This is a genomic window from Bacillus sp. AR4-2, from assembly GCF_008274865.1.
Lineage (GTDB): Bacteria > Bacillota > Bacilli > Bacillales > Bacillaceae_G > Bacillus_A > Bacillus_A cereus.
On record NZ_CP031062.1, the window covers coordinates 663,733 to 684,543 of the forward strand.

Consider the following 20,811-nt stretch of genomic DNA (forward strand, 5'->3'; position numbering starts at 1 on the left):
GGGAAGTGATGGGAATGCATATTGAAATGAAAAACATTTCAAAGGCGTTCAATGGCAATCCTGTTTTGAAGAATGCACAGTTTATGATTGAAACAGGAGAAGTCCATGCATTGATGGGGGAAAATGGAGCGGGTAAATCAACGCTCATGAAGATTTTAACAGGTGTATACAAAAAAGATGGTGGGACAATCACGATTGATGGGCAAGAGCGCACCTTTAAAAATGCGAAAGAAGCTGAAGAGTACGGCATCGCATTTATACATCAAGAACTAAACATATTGCCGAATTTAACAGTAGCTGAAAATATGTTTCTCGGTAAAGAGTTAATGTATGGGAAAACAGGTATTTTACGCACTCGACAAATGAACGCGATTGCGCAGCAGCAACTAGCAGAGCTAGGATTGCATGTAAGAGGTGCTATGTTAGCAGAGGAACTATCGGTTGGACAACAGCAAATTATCGAAATTGCGAAAGCATTAATGACAAACGCGAGCGTTATTATTATGGATGAACCTACTGCGGCACTGACGGATCGTGAAATCGAAACGCTCTTTACAGTAATCAATAAGTTACGTAAAGAAGGTGTTTCATTCGTGTACATTTCGCATCGTATGGAAGAGATTTTCTCAATATGTGATGCTATTACGATTTTGCGTGATGGAGAATACGTGGGAAAGAGATTAATTCCAGAAACATCATTTGATGAAGTAGTGAGTATGATGGTGGGGCGCAGCATTGGTGAACGTTACCCAGAGCGAAATAGTCAAATTGGTGATGTCATTTTTGAAATGCGTAACGGAACGAAGAAAGGGAAATTTGAAAATGTTTCGTTTCAAGTGAGGAAAGGTGAAATCCTTGGTGTAGCTGGTTTGATGGGGGCTGGTCGCACTGATATTATGAAAGCGATATTTGGTTATGAACCTTTAGACTCTGGACAAATTTTTATAAATGGACAAGAAGTAAAGATTGATAGTCCAATAGATGCAATTAGACAAAGAATTGCTTTCATTACAGAAGATAGAAAGTCTGAAGGATTAGTGTTAGATTTTTCAATTCGAGAAAATTTAGCTTTACCGAATTTAGAAAGTCTTTCAAAGGGAAGTGTTCTAAGCAACGAGCTAGAACAACAGTTTACAGAGGATATGATGAAGCTTCTTAATGTGAAAGCATCTAGCGGAGAGCAGGCAGTGAAATCTCTTTCTGGTGGAAATCAGCAAAAGATTGTAATCGCAAAATGGCTAGGCATTCATCCGCAATTACTCATTTTAGATGAGCCAACAAGGGGTGTTGATGTTGGAGCGAAAAAAGAAATTTACTCTATTATGAATAAGCTTACAGAGCAAGGCGATGCCGTTATTATGGTATCATCTGAGCTTCCGGAAGTTTTAGGGATGAGTGATCGAGTTCTTGTTATTCATGAAGGAAAAGTCGGCGGAGTTTTAGGGAAAGATGAGGCATCACAAGAGTCTATTATGGCACTAGCTACAGGGGGAGAGTAAGGATGGCTAAGAAGGGGAATGTATTACAACAACTTGGTTCTTTAATCGGTTTAGTATTAATTATCGTCGTAATTACAGCTTTAAATCCAGCGTTTATTGAAATTCCAAATTTATTTAATATACTGCGTCAAGTATCGATTAATGCGCTTATTGCATTCGGAATGACCTTCGTAATTTTAACAGGGGGTATTGACTTATCGGTAGGTTCTATTTTAGCATTATCAAGTGCACTTGTAGCTGGAATGATGGCAAGTGGCATGGATCCGTTCCTTGCAATGGCAGTTGGACTATTAGCAGGTCTTGTAATGGGAATTGTAAACGGTATCATCATTGCGAAAGGAAAAGTAGCTCCATTTATTGCAACTTTAGCAACAATGACTATTTTTCGTGGGTTGACGCTTGTTTATATGGACGGACGTCCGATCACTGGTCTTGGTGATCATTTAATGTTCCAAATGTTTGGCCGTGGTTATTTTCTTGGTATTCCGGTACCCGCTGTTACAATGATGATCGCTTTCGCAGTACTGTACTTCATTTTGAAGAAAACGACATTTGGTCGCCGTACATTTGCAATTGGTGGAAATGAAGAAGCAGCAGCACTATCAGGTATTAATGTTACGAGAATTAAAGTAATGATTTACGGTCTTTCCGGAATTTTGGCAGCGCTTGCAGGTATTGTCTTAACATCACGATTAGATTCTGCACAGCCGACTGCAGGTACTTCTTACGAATTAGATGCAATTGCAGCAGTTGTATTAGGTGGAACAAGTCTTTCTGGGGGAAGAGGATGGATTGTTGGTACATTCATCGGTGTACTTATTATTGGTGTACTAAATAACGGTTTAAATTTATTAGGTGTATCTTCTTTCTTCCAACAAGTTGTAAAAGGACTTGTAATCTTACTAGCTGTATTAATTGATCGCAGAAAAGAAGCGTAATGGAGGGACAGTTCATGAAGAAATGGTTACTTATACTCGTTGCATGTATTATGGTCGTTACTGCTGGTTGTTCAATGGAACCACCAGAATGGGCAAAGGATTCTAGCGATAAAGGTCGAAATAAAACTATTAAAGTTGGATTCTCTGTTTCAACTTTAAATAATCCCTTCTTTGTAACTTTGAAAAAGGGTGCAGAAAAGAAGGCGAAAGAAAGCGGCATTGAATTGATTGCTGTTGATGCACAAAATGATGCAGCAAAGCAAACGAACGATGTTGAAGATTTAATTCAAAAAGGTGTCGATGTAGTTGTTATTAACCCGACCGATTCAGATGCTGTTGCTTCAGCGGTAAGTGCTGCAAATGCAGCGAACGTTCCTGTTATTACAGTAGACCGCGTTGCAAATTCAGGTAAGGTTGTTTCTCACATTGCCTCTAATAATATTGAAGGTGGTCAAATGGCTAGTGATTACATTCGTGAATTAGTCGGCGAAGGAGCAAACGTTGCTGAGTTAGAAGGAATCCCTGGATCCTCTGCCGCTCGTGAACGTGGGAAAGGATTCCATAACGTAGCCGATAAGTCTTTAAAAGTAGTTGCAAAACAAGCGGCTGATTTTGATAGGGCGAAAGGATTATCTGTTATGGAAAACATTTTGCAAGCAAATAGCGATATTAAAGCCGTGTTTGCTCATAACGACGAGATGGCATTAGGTGCACTTGAAGCGTTGAAGTCTGCTGGAAAAACAGATGTAGTAGTTGTTGGATTTGATGCAACAGAAGATGCTGTGAAAGCGGTTAACGATGGGCGTATGGCTGCAACAGTCGCTCAAAAACCAGAATTAATCGGAGAGAAGGCGATGCAAACAGCAAAAGAGATAACACAAGGTAAAAAAGTGGACAAATCTATTCCGATTGAATTAGAGCTTATTAAGAAAAAAAAATAAATATAAAATGAAAATTAGGAAGGAAGAATAACAAATGAAATTCTTTATTGATACAGCAAACATTAACGAAATTAAAGAGGCAAATGCATTAGGCGTATTAGCTGGAGTAACGACAAATCCATCACTTGTAGCAAAAGAAGGCGTAGATTTTCACGAGCGCATTCGTGAAATTTGCAACGTTGTAGAAGGTCCTGTAAGTGCAGAAGTAATTAGCTTAGAAGCTGATAAAATGATCGAAGAAGGAAAAGAATTAGCGAAAATTGCTCCAAACGTTGTTGTAAAAGTTCCAATGACAACAGAAGGTTTAAAAGCAGTAAAAGCATTCTCTGACTTAGGAATTCGTACAAACGTTACATTAGTATTCTCAGCAGTTCAAGCGTTACTTGCAGCTCGTGCTGGTGCAACATACGTTTCACCATTCTTAGGTCGCTTAGACGATATCGGTCATAACGGTATGGACTTAATTCGTCAAATCGCAGAAATCTTTGCGATTCATGGCATCGAAACAGAAATCATTGCAGCATCTGTACGTCACAGTGTTCACGTAACTGACGCAGCATTAAACGGTGCACATATTGCAACAATCCCAGCAAACGTAATTGCTTCATTAGTGAAGCACCCATTAACAGATCAAGGAATTGAGAAATTCTTAGCTGATTGGGAAAAAACACAAGAGAAATAATAGAAAAGCAAGAATCCTAGTTTAATTGACTAGGATTCTTTTTTATTTAAAAGAATTTTCATGCAATTTTGCATATTGTCTTTTAAATTTGTTATATAAGATATTTAATATATATCACATAACTCTTTATTTTTCATATTTCGATATAAAGTGAAACTTTAATCAGTGGGGACTTTGTTCATCCCCACACTGATTATTAATTGAACCAAGGGATAAAAAGATAGAGGGTCTGACCAGAAAACTGGAGGGCATGATTCTATAACAGAAAGCTTAACGTTTATAGAATTATGCCTTTTTATATAGGGAGGGTAGTAAACGGGGATTTCGACAAAAATGTACTTATTTATCTGAATTTTAAGTTTTATAAAAGGAGAGAAATGGAATGAGAAGAAAAGCGCCATTTAAAGTGTTATCGTCATTAGCAATTGCGGCAATTATCGGATGCACATCTGTAATGAGTGCTCCATTAACATACGCAGAAACGCCAGCAAAAGAGAAAGATAATGTATCTACAACACCAATTGATTACAATTTAATTCAAGAAGATCGTTTAGCGGAAGCACTGAAAGAAAGAGGAACAATTAATCCAGCATCTTCTAAAGAAGAGACGAAAAAAGCTGTCGAGCAATATATTGAAAAGAAACAAGGAGATCAGGCGAATAAAGAAATTCTTCCAGATGCTCACTCACAAGAAACGTCTGATTTCACAAAAAAAGTAAAAGAGAAAAAGATGGAAGAAAAGGAAAATGTAAAAAAGGCTGAAAAAAATGTTAGCCTTGAGCAAAAGCCAGAACCAAATAAAAAGCAATTGAATGGGCAAGTTCCAACTTCAAAAGCAAAGCAAGCTCCATATAAGGGATCTGTTCGATCGGATAAAGTATTAGTGTTACTCGTTGAATTTAGTGATTATAAACATAATAATATTGATCAAACACCAGGTTATATGTATTCGAAAGACTTTAGTAGAGAACATTATCAAAAGATGTTGTTCGGTAATGAGCCGTATACTTTATTTGATGGTTCAAAAGTAAAAACGTTTAAACAATACTATGAAGAGCAGTCTGGTGGTAGTTATACGACAGATGGATATGTAACGGAGTGGCTAACTGTTCCAGGAAAAGCATCTGATTATGGAGCTGATGGTAGCAGTGGTCACGATAATAAAGGTCCAAAGGGTGCACGTGATTTAGTGAAAGAAGCTTTGCATGCAGCTGCTGAGAAAGGACTAGATTTATCCCAGTTTGATCAATTTGATAGATATGATACAAACGGGGACGGGAATCAAAATGAACCTGACGGTGTAATTGATCATTTAATGGTAATCCATGCTGGTGTTGGTCAAGAAGCTGGTGGCGGTAAATTAGGTGATGATGCGATCTGGTCACATCGTTCAAAATTAGCAGTAGATCCAGTAGCGATTGAAGGTACGAAATCAAAGGTAGATTACTTTGGTGGTAAAGTAGCAGCACATGATTACACAATTGAACCAGAAGATGGAGCTGTAGGTGTGTTTGCACATGAATTTGGACATGATCTTGGATTACCAGATGAATATGACACGAAATATACTGGAAATGGTTCACCAGTCGAAGCTTGGTCATTAATGAGTGGAGGTAGTTGGACAGGGAAAATCGCAGGAACAGAGCCGACTAGTTTTTCACCACAAAATAAAGATTTCTTACAAAAGAATATGGGTGGCAACTGGGCAAAAATATTAGAAGTAGATTACGATAAAATTAAGAGTGGTGTGGGAGTTCCTACCTATATTGATCAAAGTGTTACGAAATCAAATCGTCCAGGCGTTGTACGTGTTAACTTACCAGGTAAAAGTGTTGAAACGATTAAACCGGAGTTTGGAAAGCATGCATATTATAGTACAAGAGGCGATGATATGCATACAACGTTAGAGACACCATTCTTTGATTTAACGAAAGGAACAAATGCAAAATTCGATTATAAAGCAAATTATGAGTTAGAAGCAGAGTGCGATTTCGTCGAAGTACATGCAGTAACAGAAGATGGAACGAAAACATTAATTGATAGACTTGGGGAAAAAGTAGTCCAAGGAGATAAAGATACAACAGATGGGAAATGGATTGATAAATCATATGATTTAAGTCAATTTAAAGGCAAAAAAGTGAAACTACAATTCGACTATATTACAGATCCGGCTGTAACATATAAAGGTTTTGCGATGGATAATGTAAATGTAACTGTTGATGGACAAGTTGTATTTTCTGATGATGTAGAAGGACAGTCTAAAATGAATTTAAATGGTTTTGTTGTTTCTGATGGGACAGAGAAGAAAGCTCATTATTACTACTTAGAGTGGAGAAACTATGCGGGATCAGATAATGGTTTAAAAGCAGGAAAAGGTCCAGTGTATAATACAGGCCTTGTCGTTTGGTATGCAGATGATAGTTTCAAAGATAACTGGGTTGGGATGCATCCAGGTGAAGGATTCCTGGGTGTTGTAGATTCTCATCCAGAAGCGCTAGTTGGTAATTTAAACGGAAAACCAGCATACGGTAATACGGGCATGCAAATTGCAGATGCTGCATTTTCATTTGATAAAACACCAGCATGGAGTGTAAATTCATTAACACGTGGTCAGTTTAACTATTCTGGATTACAAGGTGTTACAACTTTTGATGATTCAAAAGTATATAGTAACAAGCAAATTGCAGACGCAGGAAGAAAAGTTCCAAACCTTGGACTTAAATTCCAAGTTGTTGGACAGGCAGAAGATAAATCGGCAGGCGCTGTTTGGATTAAACGTTAATAACATAAAAGCACATTCTTCATATGAAGAGTGTGCTTTTTGATTTGTACAGTAAGTTATTACTTTAGTTTATCCCGCATTAACGGTCAGTAAGATCCCCACCTCAAAATTCAGTGGAAGTAAAGAAGTTAGTTGGGAGATCAACTGCCCGTAAAATCCCGATTGGTTCAACTAATAATCAGTGGGGAGGAACAAAACCCCCACTGATTAAATTTTCACTTTATGTAATACAAGTGTTTATTCATGTGTACTGTATCAAATTATGTGGGGAAAGGAAATATTTCCGAGGAAATTGTCGAAGTATCGTCAGTATTTATAAACTTTCTGTTTAAAAGAAGAGATGTATTATTGCCTCTACGGCTCAATTTATTTACATTGTTATTTGGTTATACACAAAAGTAATATATTGGGCAAAAAGAGTTCTATTCGATAGGGCTCTTTGGTTTTGTATTTGATATACAAATATTAACCTCAATTGTTTGGAAATGTATCTTCTTGTTTAGCGTCATTTGGACTTTAACTACAGTTTTTGTTTTTCGTTTATATGAAGAAGGAGATGAGCGGTTACCTTTTATATTTAAATTAATTGGCATTATTCCAACGCTTCCATTATATTACGAGTTATATCAATATGCATTTAAAAAAAGACAACGATGGATTATCCCATCATTGTCTTTTTTACTTTGCTTCTTACATAAATCATCCCAGCAAATGTTAATAAAAATGCTGTCCCGATAATGAAGCTGACGCTAGGTGATGCTCCGATTGCGCCGACTGTAAAGGAGCCAGCAACAACTCCTAATGAGAAGAAGGCATAAAATAATCCGAATGCCTTTCCGCGATTATCGTCTGTAGTATTTTCAACGAGTAAAGCGTTAATAGATGGAAAGAGGATTGCGAATCCAATTCCATAAATCATCATTACGATAAAGAGCATACCTTTTGTAGCAAATAATCCGAGTAAAGATAATGCGAATGCCATAACTGCAATTCCGATTAGCATTAGTTTCGAACGATTAAATCGGTCATAAATACGATTTGTTGGAAGTAAGAAGAAGAGGATAGCAGTTATACCAAATACACTTAACATCATGCCTGTTGTGGATGCTTTAAGCGCTAATGCCTCAACTTTTACTGGTAACATGTAAGTGACAATTCCTTGTGAAAACATTAATGTGAAAGCACCAATATATGCTTGTAATAACGGTTCTGATTTTAAAAGTTCAACCATATCTTCTTTGTTCATCATTTGTGTTCTTGATGTATCTTTTCTTGATACGTTATTTGGTAAGAAGAATAGAGATACGATCGTACCAAGAGCCATTAAAATAGAAATAGTAATGAAGACCCATTCTACGCCAGCTGTTGCTTTCATAATACCGCTGAAAGCAGGTCCTACGATTGCCGCTGTTCCAACAGCAGCACCAGATAGAGCCATTGCTTTTCCTTGTCTTTTTGCATTTGTTTGTTTTGATAAAAATGTAAAGGCAGCAGGAATTAAAAAGCCATCACTAAATCCATGCATAAAGCGAACAACTAATAGTTGTTCACCACTTTGAACAACGGTGTATAACAAGACTATGAAACTCGTAATTCCCATGCTTATATAAAGGATTTTTTTTGCACCAAATTTATCGACAGCGGCTCCAGCAATAATATTACCGATCATATTAGCGAATGAGTACATACCGACAACTAGCCCGATAATAAGAGGGGTTCCTCCAAGGCTTTGAGCGAAAGTACTCATAATAGGTAATTGTGAAAATGTATCTAAAAATGCCACGATAACGATAAAGTAAATAAAATATTTCAAGCGATATTCACCTCTCCTATGCTATTATGGCATAATGCTAATTTCACCTGCAATGAAATTGAATTAACAGATGTGGAAAAAAGTACAAAGTGACAAAATATTGAACGTTATTTGTAAAAAATTAGTAGTAATGTGATTGTTTTTTTGAAATATATGGATAGAAGTATTATAATAGAATTGTAAACTTCACCAGGTTAAGTATATACATAGAGAGGGATGTATAAAATGAAAGCACTACTTTGGCATAATCAACGTGATGTACGAGTAGAAGAAGTACCAGAACCAACAGTAAAACCAGGAACAGTGAAAATCAAAGTTAAATGGTGTGGTATTTGTGGGACAGACTTGCATGAATATTTAGCAGGGCCTATTTTTATTCCAACAGAAGAACATCCATTAACACATGTGAAAGCACCTGTTATTTTAGGTCATGAGTTTAGTGGTGAGGTAATAGAGATTGGTGAAGGAGTTACATCTCATAAAGTGGGAGACCGCGTTGTTGTAGAACCAATTTATTCTTGTGGTAAATGTGAAGCTTGTAAACATGGACATTACAATGTTTGTGAACAACTTGTTTTCCACGGTCTTGGCGGAGAAGGCGGCGGTTTCTCTGAATATACAGTAGTACCAGAAGATATGGTTCATCACATTCCAGATGAAATGACGTATGAACAAGGTGCGCTTGTAGAACCAGCAGCAGTAGCAGTTCATGCAGTACGTCAAAGTAAATTAAAAGAAGGGGAAGCTGTAGCAGTATTTGGTTGCGGTCCAATTGGACTTCTTGTTATCCAAGCAGCTAAAGCAGCAGGAGCAACTCCTGTTATTGCAGTTGAACTTTCTAAAGAACGTCAAGAGTTAGCGAAATTAGCAGGTGCGGATTATGTATTAAATCCAGCAACTCAAGATGTGTTAGCTGAAATTCGTAACTTAACAAATGGTTTAGGGGTAAATGTTAGCTTTGAAGTAACAGGTGTTGAAGTTGTACTACGTCAAGCGATTGAAAGTACAAGCTTTGAAGGACAAACTGTAATTGTTAGTGTATGGGAAAAAGACGCAACAATTACTCCAAATAATTTAGTATTAAAAGAAAAAGAAGTTATTGGTATTTTAGGATACCGTCACATCTTCCCAGCCGTTATTAAATTAATTAGCTCTGGTCAAATTCAAGCAGAGAAATTAATTACGAAAAAAATTACAGTCGATCAAGTTGTTGAAGAAGGATTTGAAGCACTTGTAAAAGATAAAACCCAAGTGAAAATTCTTGTTTCACCTAAATAAGATAGAATCGAATAAAGTAGCCCTTTTCTAGAAATAGAAGAGGGCTACTTTTTTTCTATACTGAAAGGTGATAGACTTTCCTTTGACTAAATGTATTTTTGTTTGGAAGGGAGAATCTAATGCTTTCATTTTTGTTAACTTTAAAGCGAATGTTAAGAGCCTGTTTACGAGCGTGGAAAGATAAAGAATTTCAAGTATTATTTGTATTAACAATTCTGACTTTAATATCGGGTACGATTTTTTATAGTACAGTTGAAGGATTACGTCCTATTGACGCTTTATATTTTAGTGTGGTCACGTTGACGACTGTCGGTGATGGGAATTTTAGTCCGCAAACTGATTTCGGAAAGATATTTACAATCTTATACATATTTATTGGGATTGGACTAGTGTTTGGATTTATTCATAAGTTAGCAGTTAATGTACAATTGCCAAGTATATTATCGAATAGAAAAAAAGAGTAAAGCATTCAGATGCTTTACTTTTTTTTTACATTAGTTTAGACAAGCCTTAATAATAGTTTATTAAAATGAAAGTGTATTCATTCATTATATTCACTGTGTATAAAGTTATAATGATATGAACATTTGCATATTTTAATTTAGTGATAGAAATTTCGTGAAAGGTGGGATATTCTAGTCATAGGTTAACCGGACGACATCATAGGATCCTAACAAAATGTTTACAATAATTCAATTATAAAATGGAGGATTTTATATGAAAAAGAAAGTACTTGCTTTAGCAGCAGCTATTACATTAGTTGCTCCATTACAAAGTGTTGCATTTGCTCATGAAAATGATGGGGCACAGAGATTTGGAGTTATTCCGCGCTGGTCTGCTGAAGATAAACATAAAGAAGGCGTGAATTCTCATTTATGGATTGTAAACCGTGCAATTGATATTATGTCTCGTAATACAACACTTGTAAAACAAGATCGAGTTGCACTATTAAATGAATGGCGTACGGAGTTAGAGAACGGTATTTATGCTGCTGACTATGAAAATCCTTATTATGATAATAGCACATTTGCTTCACATTTCTATGACCCTGACAATGGGAAAACTTATATTCCGTATGCAAAGCAAGCAAAGGAAACAGGAGCTAAATATTTTAAATTAGCTGGTGAGTCTTATAAAAATAAAGATATGAAACAAGCGTTCTTCTATTTAGGATTATCTCTTCATTATTTAGGGGATGTAAACCAACCGATGCATGCGGCAAACTTTACGAATCTATCGTATCCACAAGGATTCCATTCTAAATATGAAAACTTTGTAGATACGATAAAAGATAATTATAAAGTAACGGATGGAAATGGATATTGGAACTGGAAAGGTACGAATCCAGAAGATTGGATTCATGGAGCAGCAGTAGTTGCGAAACAAGATTACGCTGGCATTGTAAATGATAATACGAAAGATTGGTTCGTGAGAGCTGCTGTATCACAAGAATATGCAGATAAATGGCGCGCTGAAGTTACACCAATGACAGGTAAGCGTTTAATGGATGCACAACGTGTTACTGCTGGATATATTCAGCTTTGGTTTGATACGTACGGAAATCGTTAAGTATTTAAAAAAGGTCAAATCTCAGAATAGAGTATTTGGCCTTTTTATCACTATACAATACATGGGGGTATGAAACGTGAAATGTAAATTGCTAAAAGGTGTACTTAGCTTAGGTGTTGGTTTAGGAGCTTTATATAGCGGAACGTCAGCTCAAGCAGAAGTGTCTACAAATCAAAATGATACATTAAAAGTGATGACGCATAATGTATATATGCTATCAACAAACTTATATCCGAACTGGGGACAAACTGAGCGTGCTGATTTAATCGGGGCGGCAGATTATATAAAGAATCAAGATGTAGTTATATTAAATGAAGTGTTTGATAATAGCGCTTCAGATCGTTTATTAGGGAATTTGAAGAAAGAATATCCAAATCAAACAGCAGTATTAGGTCGTAGTAGTGGAAGTGAATGGGATAAAACGTTAGGAAACTATTCATCTTCAACTCCTGAAGATGGTGGCGTTGCGATTGTGAGCAAATGGCCAATCGCTGAAAAGATTCAATATGTATTTGCAAAAGGATGCGGGCCAGATAATTTATCGAATAAAGGATTTGTATACACGAAAATTAAGAAAAATGATCGTTTCATTCACGTGATTGGGACGCATTTGCAGGCTGAAGATAGTATGTGCGGAAAAACTTCACCAGCATCTGTACGTACAGACCAATTAAAAGAAATTCAAGACTTTATTAAAAATAAAAATATACCAAATAATGAGTATGTGTTAATTGGTGGTGATATGAACGTAAATAAAATTAATGCAGAGAACAAGAATGATTCAGAGTATGCATCTATGTTTAAAACATTGAACGCTTCTGTACCATCTTATACTGGACATACAGCGACTTGGGACGCAACGACAAACAGTATTGCAAAATATAATTTCCCTGATAGTCCTGCTGAGTATTTAGATTATATTATTGCAAGTAAAGACCATGCGAACCCATCATATATAGAGAATAAGGTGTTACAGCCGAAATCTCCACAATGGACTGTTACATCATGGTTCCAAAAATATACGTATAATGATTACTCTGATCATTATCCAGTAGAGGCGACTATTTCTATGAAGTAGTTTCAAAAAGTTTCTTCGTAAAGAAGAAACTTTTTTTATTTGCAAACAGGAAAATCACACTTTCTTTCCAATATGTATAAGACATATTGAAAAGAGGAGAGAAAAATGTGGATAGAGGAATTTTTAAAGAAGTTCCATTACCGTGTGCATTTTTGGATGAAATGGCTTTAGATAGAAATATTCAATCGATTATAGAGTTAAGTGGAAATAAAAAGATTCGTATAGCGAGTAAATCGTTACGCTCTGTTCCGATTATGCAAAAGATACTAGCTGCAAATGATCGATTTCAAGGTATTATGTGCTTTTCACCTAGAGAGATTTTATTTTTAATAGAACAAGGATTTAATGATTTATTGCTTGGATATCCTGCTTACGATGAAAGAGCTCTGTATGAAATTAGTTTGTTAACAAAGAAAGGTTTCATTATAACTTGTATGGTGGATTGTGAAGAGCATATTGTGTATTTAGAAAGCATTGCTGAGAAATCTAAAGGATGTTTTCGTGTTTGTTTGGATATTGATATGAGTAGTCGTTTCTTTCAATTTCATTTTGGTGTACAAAGGTCCCCAGTAAAAAATGTGCAGGATGCGTTGAAAGTAGTAGAAAAGGTGAGAAGGTCATCATATTTAATGTTAGATGGTGTAATGGGTTATGAAGCTCAAATTGCTGGGGTGGGAGATCATATACCGAATCAATGGTTGAAAAGTAAAATAATTTCATATTTAAAGCAGAAATCAGTGCTAGAAGTGAAAGAAAGAAGAGAACATATTGTAAAAGCAATACAAAACCTTGGTATTGAGCTAAGGTTTGTAAATGGAGGCGGAACAGGAAGTATAAAAACAACCGAGAAAGATAATTCAGTTTCAGAGATTACAATAGGTTCTGCTTTTTATTCTCCGAAGCTGTTTGATTATTATAAAGAGGTAAAATTTTATCCAGCGGTCGGATTTGCCTTACCAGTTGTGCGTAAACCAGCCCCGTTTATTTACACTTGCCTAGGTGGTGGATATATTGCTTCAGGAGCAGTTGGAAAAGATAAAGAGCCTGAAGTTTGGAGACCGAAGGGTGCAAAACTATTAGCTTTAGAAGGTGCTGGCGAGGTACAAACGCCAATTTTTTATAAAGGTGAGGAACGAGTGGATATAGGAGAGTCCATTTTGTTTCGCCATAGTAAAGCTGGTGAGTTATGTGAGCGTTTTCCCTTTTTGTATCGTGTTAAAAAAGGAGAGATTGTTGGGGAGTATTCAACATATCGGGGGGATGGCCAATGCTTTCTATAGAGGGACAAAAGTGGAGAAATTGGACAGGGAATGTAGAAGGAACGCCGCATTATACGATGTATCCAGAAAGTATACAAGATGTAGTAGAAGTTGTGGGACTTGCGCGAAAAAAGGGGAAGAAAATTCGTGTTGTCGGTTCAGGACATTCGTTTACACCCCTTGTGCAAACGGAAGAAGTTTTAGTTTCTTTAGATGAATTGAAGGGTATTGTGAATATTGATGCAGAGAAGATGGTTGCTGAAGTATGGGCAGGAACAAAGTTATATGATTTAGGGAAGTTACTTGAGGAAAAAGGTTATGCGCAAGAAAATTTAGGGGATATTGATTCGCAATCTATTGCAGGAGCGATTAGTACGGGGACTCATGGAACGGGTATTACCTTTGGGAGCTTATCAACACAAGTTATAGAGATTACGGCAGTTCTATCTAATGGTGAGAGTATAGTTTGTTCGGAAGCTGAGAACGTAGAATATTGGAGAGCGTTTCAGTTGTCACTTGGAATGTTAGGTATCATTGTAAAGATAAAATTGAAGGTTATTCCAGCGTATTCACTCGTTTATGAAAGTGAAAAACAGTCATTATCCACTGTAATGAACAAACTAGAAGAATATAAGAAGCATCGTCATTTTGAATTTTTCGTTTTTCCTTATTCTGATGAAGTACAAGTAAAACTTACGAACGAAACAACGAATCAAGGCAGTGATTTGAAATGGCATAAACTAAAGGTGGAGTTACTTGAAAATAGGATGTTCTCTTTACTATCTAAAGGGTGTAAATGGTTTCCTTCTATAAGTAAAGGAGTGAGTCGATTATCAGCTAAAGCTGTACCAAACACAAAAATAATTGGCCCGAGCTATGAAGTATTTGCTACATCACGTACGGTACCATTTTATGAAATGGAGTATAGCATTCCTTCAAAGTATATGAGGACGGTTGTAGAAGAAATCTCAAATCTTATTGAAAAGAAAAAGTATAAGGTGCACTTCCCGATCGAATGCCGCTATGTAAAAGGGGATGATATATGGCTTAGTCCAGCCTATGGAAGAGATTCAGCGTATATCGCTGTTCATATGTATAAAGGTATGAAATATGCTGCTTACTTTGGCGAAGTGGAAAAAATTTTTCTGAAGTATGAAGGGCGTCCGCATTGGGGGAAAATGCATACATTATCATATGAGCAATTACAAGATATATATCCAGAGTTTCATTCGTTTTTACAGGTGAGGAAATCTCTAGATGAACTTGGAATGTTTTTTAATCCTTATGCAGAAAAGTTATTTATCCCGCTATTTGTCGGGCAGTAAGACCCCCGCTGATTAAGGTTTCACATTATGTATATGAAAAAGCTGACAAATAATTATTTGTCAGCTTTTTTTAGTGTAATTGCATTTCTTGTATGACTAATATGTTCATAAAATAGTAGTTTATCACGGCTAAATACATGCAGTAAAACATGAATAATGAATAGGCCGTTAATGATAAATAGGAATAACAATGTAACGAGTAATACTAAAGGCTCTGTGTGATTTAAAATAGAGCTACTAGAAAGAATATAATTGATTCCGCCTAGCGCAAAATAAAATATACCGTAGCGAATAAATAGTTCTTTTAATGTAATACGATTTGATTTTCCTTTCACGTGAATGCGAAGCAATGCTTTCCCAATTGTTTTTCCATTCGTAAAGTATGGAATAATAATAAAGTAAATAAGGATTGAACACGTAATGAAAATGAGTTCATACATATTGGTGTAAGATTGCATATTAGAAACGAAGAAAGAATTTCCTTTGTTTTTAACGACAGGTACGACGATAGATAAGAAAATCCAATCAATTTGCATCGCGATAAGGCGACGAATGAATCCGACTGGTTTCGTTTCCAAATTAATATGACTATCTAACTCGTTTGTCTTCGGAAGGAAGTACGTAAATATTGGTGCAATGATAAAACCAATTACGCCACCTAATGTATTTAAAAACAAATCATCGATATCAAATAATCGGTATGCACAATTGTATATACCGTATAATCCAGTCACTTGTGTTAGCTCAAAAAATAGTGAAAGGAAAAAGGAAATGCAAATTGTTTGTAAGAAACTACGTCGGAAATAATAACGCAAGTAAATGCCGAATGGAACAGTTAATAGAACATTAAAGGCAACTTGTAAAAACGCAGACTCTTTTAATAAGTAGAAATAAGTAGTTGGTTTCGTTAAAACTGCCGATGTATGACTACTAATCTCTTGTATGAAATAAAATGGTGAGAGTTGCATGTGTTGTGTATTAGCCGGTTGTAGGCTACAAGTATCAAACGTTTGTGGCAACGGCAAAATAACAAGAAAATAGGCATTTAATAAGTAAAGTAATAATGAGTATAAAATAAATGAGCGCCATTTATTTAAATAACCGTATTTTCGATAATTAAATATTAAAAAAGGAATTAAAAGAAACATTGCTAAAAAGGGAAATAAAATAAATGCTGTTTTCACTGGAAATAAATATGCAGTCAAAGTAAAACTCCTTTCAATAAAAATTCGTTTATCATTATAGCGCTAAAAATATTTAAATACAAAGTTAAAATCTTTCGAAATAGAAATAATTACTAATTTTATAGGAATTAAGTTATAATAAATTTAATATGAGGATATTATGATTATATAAGTTGAGAGAGGGTACAAGAGATGCGATATGAACTTTTTTCTGTAAGTGGGGATCATATTACGACTTTTGAAAGTGCATGGCGTTTTCAGGAGGGAGAACAGATTTTTGTTCATGATGATCAAACAAAACGAAACTTTATTATTATTCGGCTGACGCATGATGTATTTCAACAAAATAAACATGTTATTCGTTTGTATTGTCAAGAGAAGAAAGTGTATGCATAAGAGAAGCCCTCTTACAGTATGAAAAGTAAGAGGGTCCTTACCTCGTTATTTGTGAACAGCCCAATTGATGAGGGCTGATTAAAGTTTCACTTTATCATTTTGTCCCTCGTAAGGAATAAAAAGAGAAGGGTTAATGCACATAGGTAGCATTTGATTTGGAAGAAAGGATATAGCCTTGTATTTTGTGCTTCAAAGTTTCATTGCCTTCTTTTTGAGAAAGCCATGTATGGTAATCTTGTTGTGTTTTCCATAACATACGAATCATATATTCTGCCTTATCATTTGTACGATGAACATGTGAAAACTCTATGTTAATACAACCGTTCGTTCCAGGGGAAGGATAATATTGTTTAAGCCCATAAAATAGCTCATTTTCATATCCGTACTTAATGTGAATGAGTTTAGTAACTATAAACATATAAACACCTCTTTTACGATAATAGTAGGAAAGATAGAATTACTGTAATAGTGAACTTAAATAATATTATACTATTCAGAAAATTCAAAGTAAATGATAGGTTTTAACTTAATAAAGGTATAAAAAAGCGAGTCATTCTATTACACTAGATGACTCGCTTTCAATTTGTAAGTTTTACTTTATAAGAAAATAAGAGTAAGTACACCTACGATAATACAATAGAAAGAGAAATATTTTAAATTTCCTTTTGCCATAATGTTCATAAACCATTTTAGTGAAATATACGTCATGATAAATGTTGCGATGAATGCAACGACATATGGTACGAATAATGTGTCTAGATTTGGATCATTTGCAATGTCTGTAATGCTTAACAACAAGCCACCTAAGCTAACAGGAATGTATAGTAAGAATGAGAAGCGAAGAGCTGTTTCTTGCTTCATACCAAGTAACATTGCTGCTACGATTGTGGCACCAGATCGGCTTATTCCGGGAATCAGTGCGCAAGCTTGTGCTAATCCGACGATGATTGCATCTTTCATAGAAAGGTCGCCATCATTTTTACGACCGCGTAAATTTCTAATAATCCAAAGGCCGACAGCAGTAATAAGAAGGGAAATCCCAACCATCTTCACACCTTTTAAGTACTGATCGATGTAATCTTTAAATAAAACACCAATAACACCTGCTGGAATGGTTGCAATAACAAGATAAATAATAAAGAAGAAATCTGATTTTGCGTCTTCTGCTCTTGTAAATATATAAGAGAGACCATTCTTCGTTAGACGAATTAAATCATTTCTATAAATAAGTAATACAGCTAATAATGAAGCTGAATTAACAAGTAGTTCGAAGCTAAACCCTTCTATTTTTAGTCCTAGCAAATGTTGTGCTAAAACGAGATGACCACTTGAAGAAATCGGAATTGGTTCTGTTAGTCCTTGGAACAGACCGAGAATTAAATATTTTAAAACGTAGTAAAATTGTTCCATAATAACCTCCTTGTTTATTAGTTGAAAGAAACAACTTTTCCATTATAACAAAGATATGGATGAATATTGAAAAGAAATAAATATTCAAAATAAAATAAAAATCCCTTATAGCAGTATAAGGGATTTTTATTTTTAATTAAGAAGTTACTGTTTCTTGAAGACTTTTAGACAATTGAACATCGACTTTTTCAGCATCATGAATATGATTCATAATAGTAGTATTTAATTTTTGGAACATTTGTTGTGTGTTAGCGAATTCTCGTAATATGTCATCATTACAAGACTTTTGGTTTTCGATAGCCTTAATAACATTTGTAGCACCATTTTGTAACGTTTGAATCATAACTAAAATATTTTCAATTCTAGCATTTGTATCGGCGCTCATTTCTACACCTTCATCGACTAAATGTAAATTATCTTTTGTGTTATCATATGCTTTTTCAATTTCTTCTTGAATTTTTTTCGTTAAGTTGCCGATGTTTTTTGTACTTTCTGCTGTACTTTCCGCTAGTTTTCTTACCTCATTGGCAACGACAGCGAATCCTTTACCGTGCTCCCCAGCACGTGCGGCTTCAATACTCGCATTTAATGCAAGTAAATTTGTTTGTGCTGCAATGTTTTGAATGACTTCTACAATTTGCTCGATTTCCTTTGAGCGTTCGCTTAGATGATTCATACTATTAGACGTGCGTTGAGATTGTTCACCTAATTTATTAATTACAATAAGTAAGCGGTGAACGGATTCTTTTCCTTCATTAGAGCAGTCAATAATTTCTGCAATAGACTGAATTAAGCTTTGTTCCTTTTGTAACATTTCATTATTTAACTCATTGGAATGTGTCGTACGTGTTGAAACATTTTCGAAACATGAACTTAATTGTTGAACTAAATTTTGAAGTGTATTGTGTTGGTTATTTACAAGTTGATGCTCTTGGACAACGCTTTGTACACGATCGTGGATAGTAGAAATAGTCTCTTGCTTTTCAATATCCTTTTGTTTTAATTCTAATTCTAATTCTTGTATACGCTCTTCTAATTGAGCAATTGTATGTTGGAGTGATTTTTTTTGAGTAAACATGTATTTATTTCAACCGCCTTCGAAAGTTATATTTTCTCTATATTTGGATTTTAGCATCTTTTGTATTTTTTAAATATAGGAATTGTTAAATATTTAAGAATCTATTACATTTTATTCATAATTCTCTTTTTTTCGTCACGAAAAATAAACTGTATTTAATCGTTTTGTAAACAAACTGTAAAATAAATCATGTATAACTGTATAAGAAGGGAGTCGGATTATGAACTATTTTAAGCGAATCAGCTGTCTAGTATTAGCAGGAATTATCGGTCTTTCTAGTACAGTCGCTGTTAAAGCAGAGTCAAACGACGAGAAACTTAACAACATGCAACAGCAATTGCAACAAAACGATGCAGAAATGCAAAAGAAAGAGCAAGAAAAGCAAGCTGTTAGTAAAGAAATTAAAGGTATCGAAAACGAACTACATAATTTAAATAATACAATTGCAAAAAATAAAGAGGATCAAGCTGCTATTCAACGTAAAATTGATGAAACACATAAGCAGATTGAACAAAAAAAGGAAGAAATTATCGTTTTAGAGGATAAAGTCCTTGCTCGTAAAGATATTATGAGAAAACGTATGGTTTCTGTTCAAAACAGTTCAAATACAAGTTTAGTAGTAGAAGTTGTAGTAGAGTCAAAAAACTTTGCAGACTTCTTACAACGTATGAACGCAGTTTCTACTATTCTAGAAGCTGATAAAGAAATTTTACGTCTACAAGAACAAGATCTTCGTCAAATTGAAGAGGACAAGAAAACAATTGACGAAAAAGAAGCATCTTTAGTAGTAGATAAACAAAAATTAGCAAAAGCACAAGCTGAACTGCAAGATAACTTGAAAAAACGTCAAGATAACTTGCAAACAGTTCAAGCTAAATATAATGAAGTGGCAAGCCAACTTAATTTAGCAGCGGAAGAGAAAGCTAAAATTGAATCAAATATGAAGGCAGTACAAGAAACAATTGCTCGTGAACAAGAAGCAGCAAGAATTGCGGCAGAAGAGCGTGCAAAAGCAGAAGCGGCTGCAAAAGCAGAGCAAGAAGCTTTAGCGAAAGCGCAAGCAGAAATTGCTGAAAAGCAAAAGCAAGAAAAAGCTAGTAAACCGGTTGAACCAGTAGCTAATAATAATTCGAAGGTAGAACCTGCACAACCTGAACCATCTTCTAAGCCAACTGCTGGTGGGAAAGAAATTTATGTAGAAGCTACAGCTTATACAGCTGATCCAGGTGAAAATGGTTATGCACCAGGTCAACAAGTATTTTCTGCATGGGGACACTATAACTTAACTGCAAACCCAGGAATGAAATTAATTGCTGTAGATCCAAAAGTTATTCCATTAGGCAAAACTGTAAATGTTGAAGGGTATGGAGTCGCAATTGCAGCAGATACTGGTGGAGCGATTAAAGGTAACAGAATTGATGTGTTAATGCCTGATAAAGGGTCTTCTAGTCAATGGGGAAGAAAAATCGTTAAAGTTACAATTTTAAACTAAAACGTAATCCAACTTTACAATACGTAGAGTTGGATTTTTTTATAATAATAATGTTAAGTTGAGTTTACATTTTGTTAAGGATAGCAT

General features: G+C 35.3%; 18 protein-coding genes and 1 pseudogene. 14 read left to right on the plus strand and 5 right to left on the minus strand.

What is annotated here, in order from left to right; all coding sequences use genetic code 11:
* Positions 1 to 14: 14 nt before the first annotated feature.
* From rbsA to DN399_RS28290, 6 genes and pseudogenes are all read left to right on the plus strand, one after another.
* Complete coding sequence (gene rbsA, locus DN399_RS03410) at positions 15 to 1,499, plus strand: ribose ABC transporter ATP-binding protein RbsA (RefSeq protein WP_006918021.1); 1,485 nt, start codon at positions 15 to 17, stop codon at positions 1,497 to 1,499.
* Between the two features lie 2 nt (positions 1,500 to 1,501).
* Entirely contained in the window at positions 1,502 to 2,437 is a 936-nt protein-coding gene (locus tag DN399_RS03415; protein WP_001074641.1) for an ABC transporter permease subunit, read from the plus strand.
* 14 nt (positions 2,438 to 2,451) lie between these two features.
* The gene (gene rbsB, locus DN399_RS03420) at positions 2,452 to 3,378 is read left to right on the plus strand and encodes a ribose ABC transporter substrate-binding protein RbsB (protein ID WP_000758998.1); all 927 of its coding nucleotides are present in this window, start codon (positions 2,452 to 2,454) and stop codon (positions 3,376 to 3,378) included.
* Positions 3,379 to 3,412: 34 nt separating this feature from the next.
* Complete coding sequence (gene fsa / locus DN399_RS03425) at positions 3,413 to 4,060, plus strand: fructose-6-phosphate aldolase (RefSeq protein ID WP_000667661.1); 648 nt, start codon at positions 3,413 to 3,415, stop codon at positions 4,058 to 4,060.
* Positions 4,061 to 4,442: 382 nt separating this feature from the next.
* Positions 4,443 to 6,842, plus strand: coding sequence for a M6 family metalloprotease immune inhibitor InhA2 (gene inhA2, locus DN399_RS03430; protein WP_001252990.1), 2,400 nt, complete (start codon positions 4,443 to 4,445; stop codon positions 6,840 to 6,842).
* Between the two features lie 429 nt (positions 6,843 to 7,271).
* Positions 7,272 to 7,481 (plus strand): annotated as a pseudogene (locus DN399_RS28290) (hypothetical protein); the annotation flags it as partial.
* A gap of 19 nt (positions 7,482 to 7,500) precedes the next feature.
* Here the strand turns inward: DN399_RS28290 and DN399_RS03440 are convergent.
* Positions 7,501 to 8,655, minus strand: a complete 1,155-nt coding sequence (locus tag DN399_RS03440; protein WP_000873272.1) for an MFS transporter — start codon at positions 8,653 to 8,655, stop codon at positions 7,501 to 7,503.
* Between the two features lie 225 nt (positions 8,656 to 8,880).
* Between DN399_RS03440 and bdhA the strand changes: the two genes are divergently transcribed.
* The 6 genes from bdhA to DN399_RS03470 all read left to right on the plus strand — a co-directional run bounded on the left by bdhA (position 8,881) and on the right by DN399_RS03470 (position 15,164).
* Positions 8,881 to 9,933 (plus strand): (R,R)-butanediol dehydrogenase, encoded by a 1,053-nt coding sequence (gene bdhA, locus DN399_RS03445; protein ID WP_000645827.1) that lies wholly within the window; start codon positions 8,881 to 8,883, stop codon positions 9,931 to 9,933.
* 119 nt (positions 9,934 to 10,052) lie between these two features.
* A complete protein-coding gene (locus DN399_RS03450; protein ID WP_000948210.1) occupies positions 10,053 to 10,397 on the plus strand; it encodes a potassium channel family protein in 345 nt (114 codons plus the stop codon).
* A 253-nt stretch (positions 10,398 to 10,650) separates the two neighbouring features.
* Positions 10,651 to 11,502 (plus strand): phospholipase CerA, encoded by an 852-nt coding sequence (gene cerA / locus DN399_RS03455; RefSeq protein ID WP_000730995.1) that lies wholly within the window; start codon positions 10,651 to 10,653, stop codon positions 11,500 to 11,502.
* A gap of 76 nt (positions 11,503 to 11,578) precedes the next feature.
* The gene (gene sph / locus DN399_RS03460) at positions 11,579 to 12,580 is read left to right on the plus strand and encodes a sphingomyelinase C (protein WP_086388463.1); all 1,002 of its coding nucleotides are present in this window, start codon (positions 11,579 to 11,581) and stop codon (positions 12,578 to 12,580) included.
* Between the two features lie 107 nt (positions 12,581 to 12,687).
* A complete protein-coding gene (locus DN399_RS03465) occupies positions 12,688 to 13,860 on the plus strand; it encodes an amino acid deaminase/aldolase (RefSeq protein ID WP_006920837.1) in 1,173 nt (390 codons plus the stop codon).
* Positions 13,848 to 15,164 (plus strand): D-arabinono-1,4-lactone oxidase, encoded by a 1,317-nt coding sequence (locus DN399_RS03470; RefSeq protein WP_006920836.1) that lies wholly within the window; start codon positions 13,848 to 13,850, stop codon positions 15,162 to 15,164. The genes DN399_RS03465 and DN399_RS03470 overlap by 13 nt, the downstream gene beginning before the upstream one ends.
* 53 nt (positions 15,165 to 15,217) lie before the next feature.
* Here the strand turns inward: DN399_RS03470 and DN399_RS03475 are convergent, their stop codons facing one another.
* On the minus strand, positions 15,218 to 16,369 hold the full coding sequence (locus tag DN399_RS03475) for a VanZ family protein (protein ID WP_000128028.1): 1,152 nt from the start codon (positions 16,367 to 16,369) through the stop codon (positions 15,218 to 15,220).
* A gap of 171 nt (positions 16,370 to 16,540) precedes the next feature.
* On the opposite strand from DN399_RS03475, the gene DN399_RS03480 reads away from it, so the two are divergent.
* Positions 16,541 to 16,744 carry a hypothetical protein gene (locus DN399_RS03480; RefSeq protein WP_001268332.1) on the plus strand — a complete coding sequence of 68 codons (204 nt, stop codon included), beginning with the start codon at positions 16,541 to 16,543 and terminating at the stop codon, positions 16,742 to 16,744.
* Positions 16,745 to 16,874: 130 nt separating this feature from the next.
* Here DN399_RS03480 and DN399_RS03485 read toward each other — a convergent pair whose 3' ends face one another.
* The 3 genes from DN399_RS03485 to DN399_RS03495 form a co-directional block, all read right to left on the minus strand.
* A complete protein-coding gene (locus DN399_RS03485) occupies positions 16,875 to 17,162 on the minus strand; it encodes a hypothetical protein (RefSeq protein ID WP_000471249.1) in 288 nt (95 codons plus the stop codon).
* A 179-nt stretch (positions 17,163 to 17,341) separates the two neighbouring features.
* Positions 17,342 to 18,154 (minus strand): undecaprenyl-diphosphate phosphatase, encoded by an 813-nt coding sequence (locus DN399_RS03490; RefSeq protein WP_000434794.1) that lies wholly within the window; start codon positions 18,152 to 18,154, stop codon positions 17,342 to 17,344.
* 136 nt (positions 18,155 to 18,290) lie between these two features.
* A complete protein-coding gene (locus DN399_RS03495) occupies positions 18,291 to 19,232 on the minus strand; it encodes a methyl-accepting chemotaxis protein (protein ID WP_000495036.1) in 942 nt (313 codons plus the stop codon).
* Positions 19,233 to 19,452: 220 nt separating this feature from the next.
* On the opposite strand from DN399_RS03495, the gene DN399_RS03500 reads away from it, so the two are divergent.
* Positions 19,453 to 20,724 carry a 3D domain-containing protein gene (locus DN399_RS03500; protein ID WP_006920835.1) on the plus strand — a complete coding sequence of 424 codons (1,272 nt, stop codon included), beginning with the start codon at positions 19,453 to 19,455 and terminating at the stop codon, positions 20,722 to 20,724.
* Positions 20,725 to 20,811: the final 87 nt, after the last annotated feature.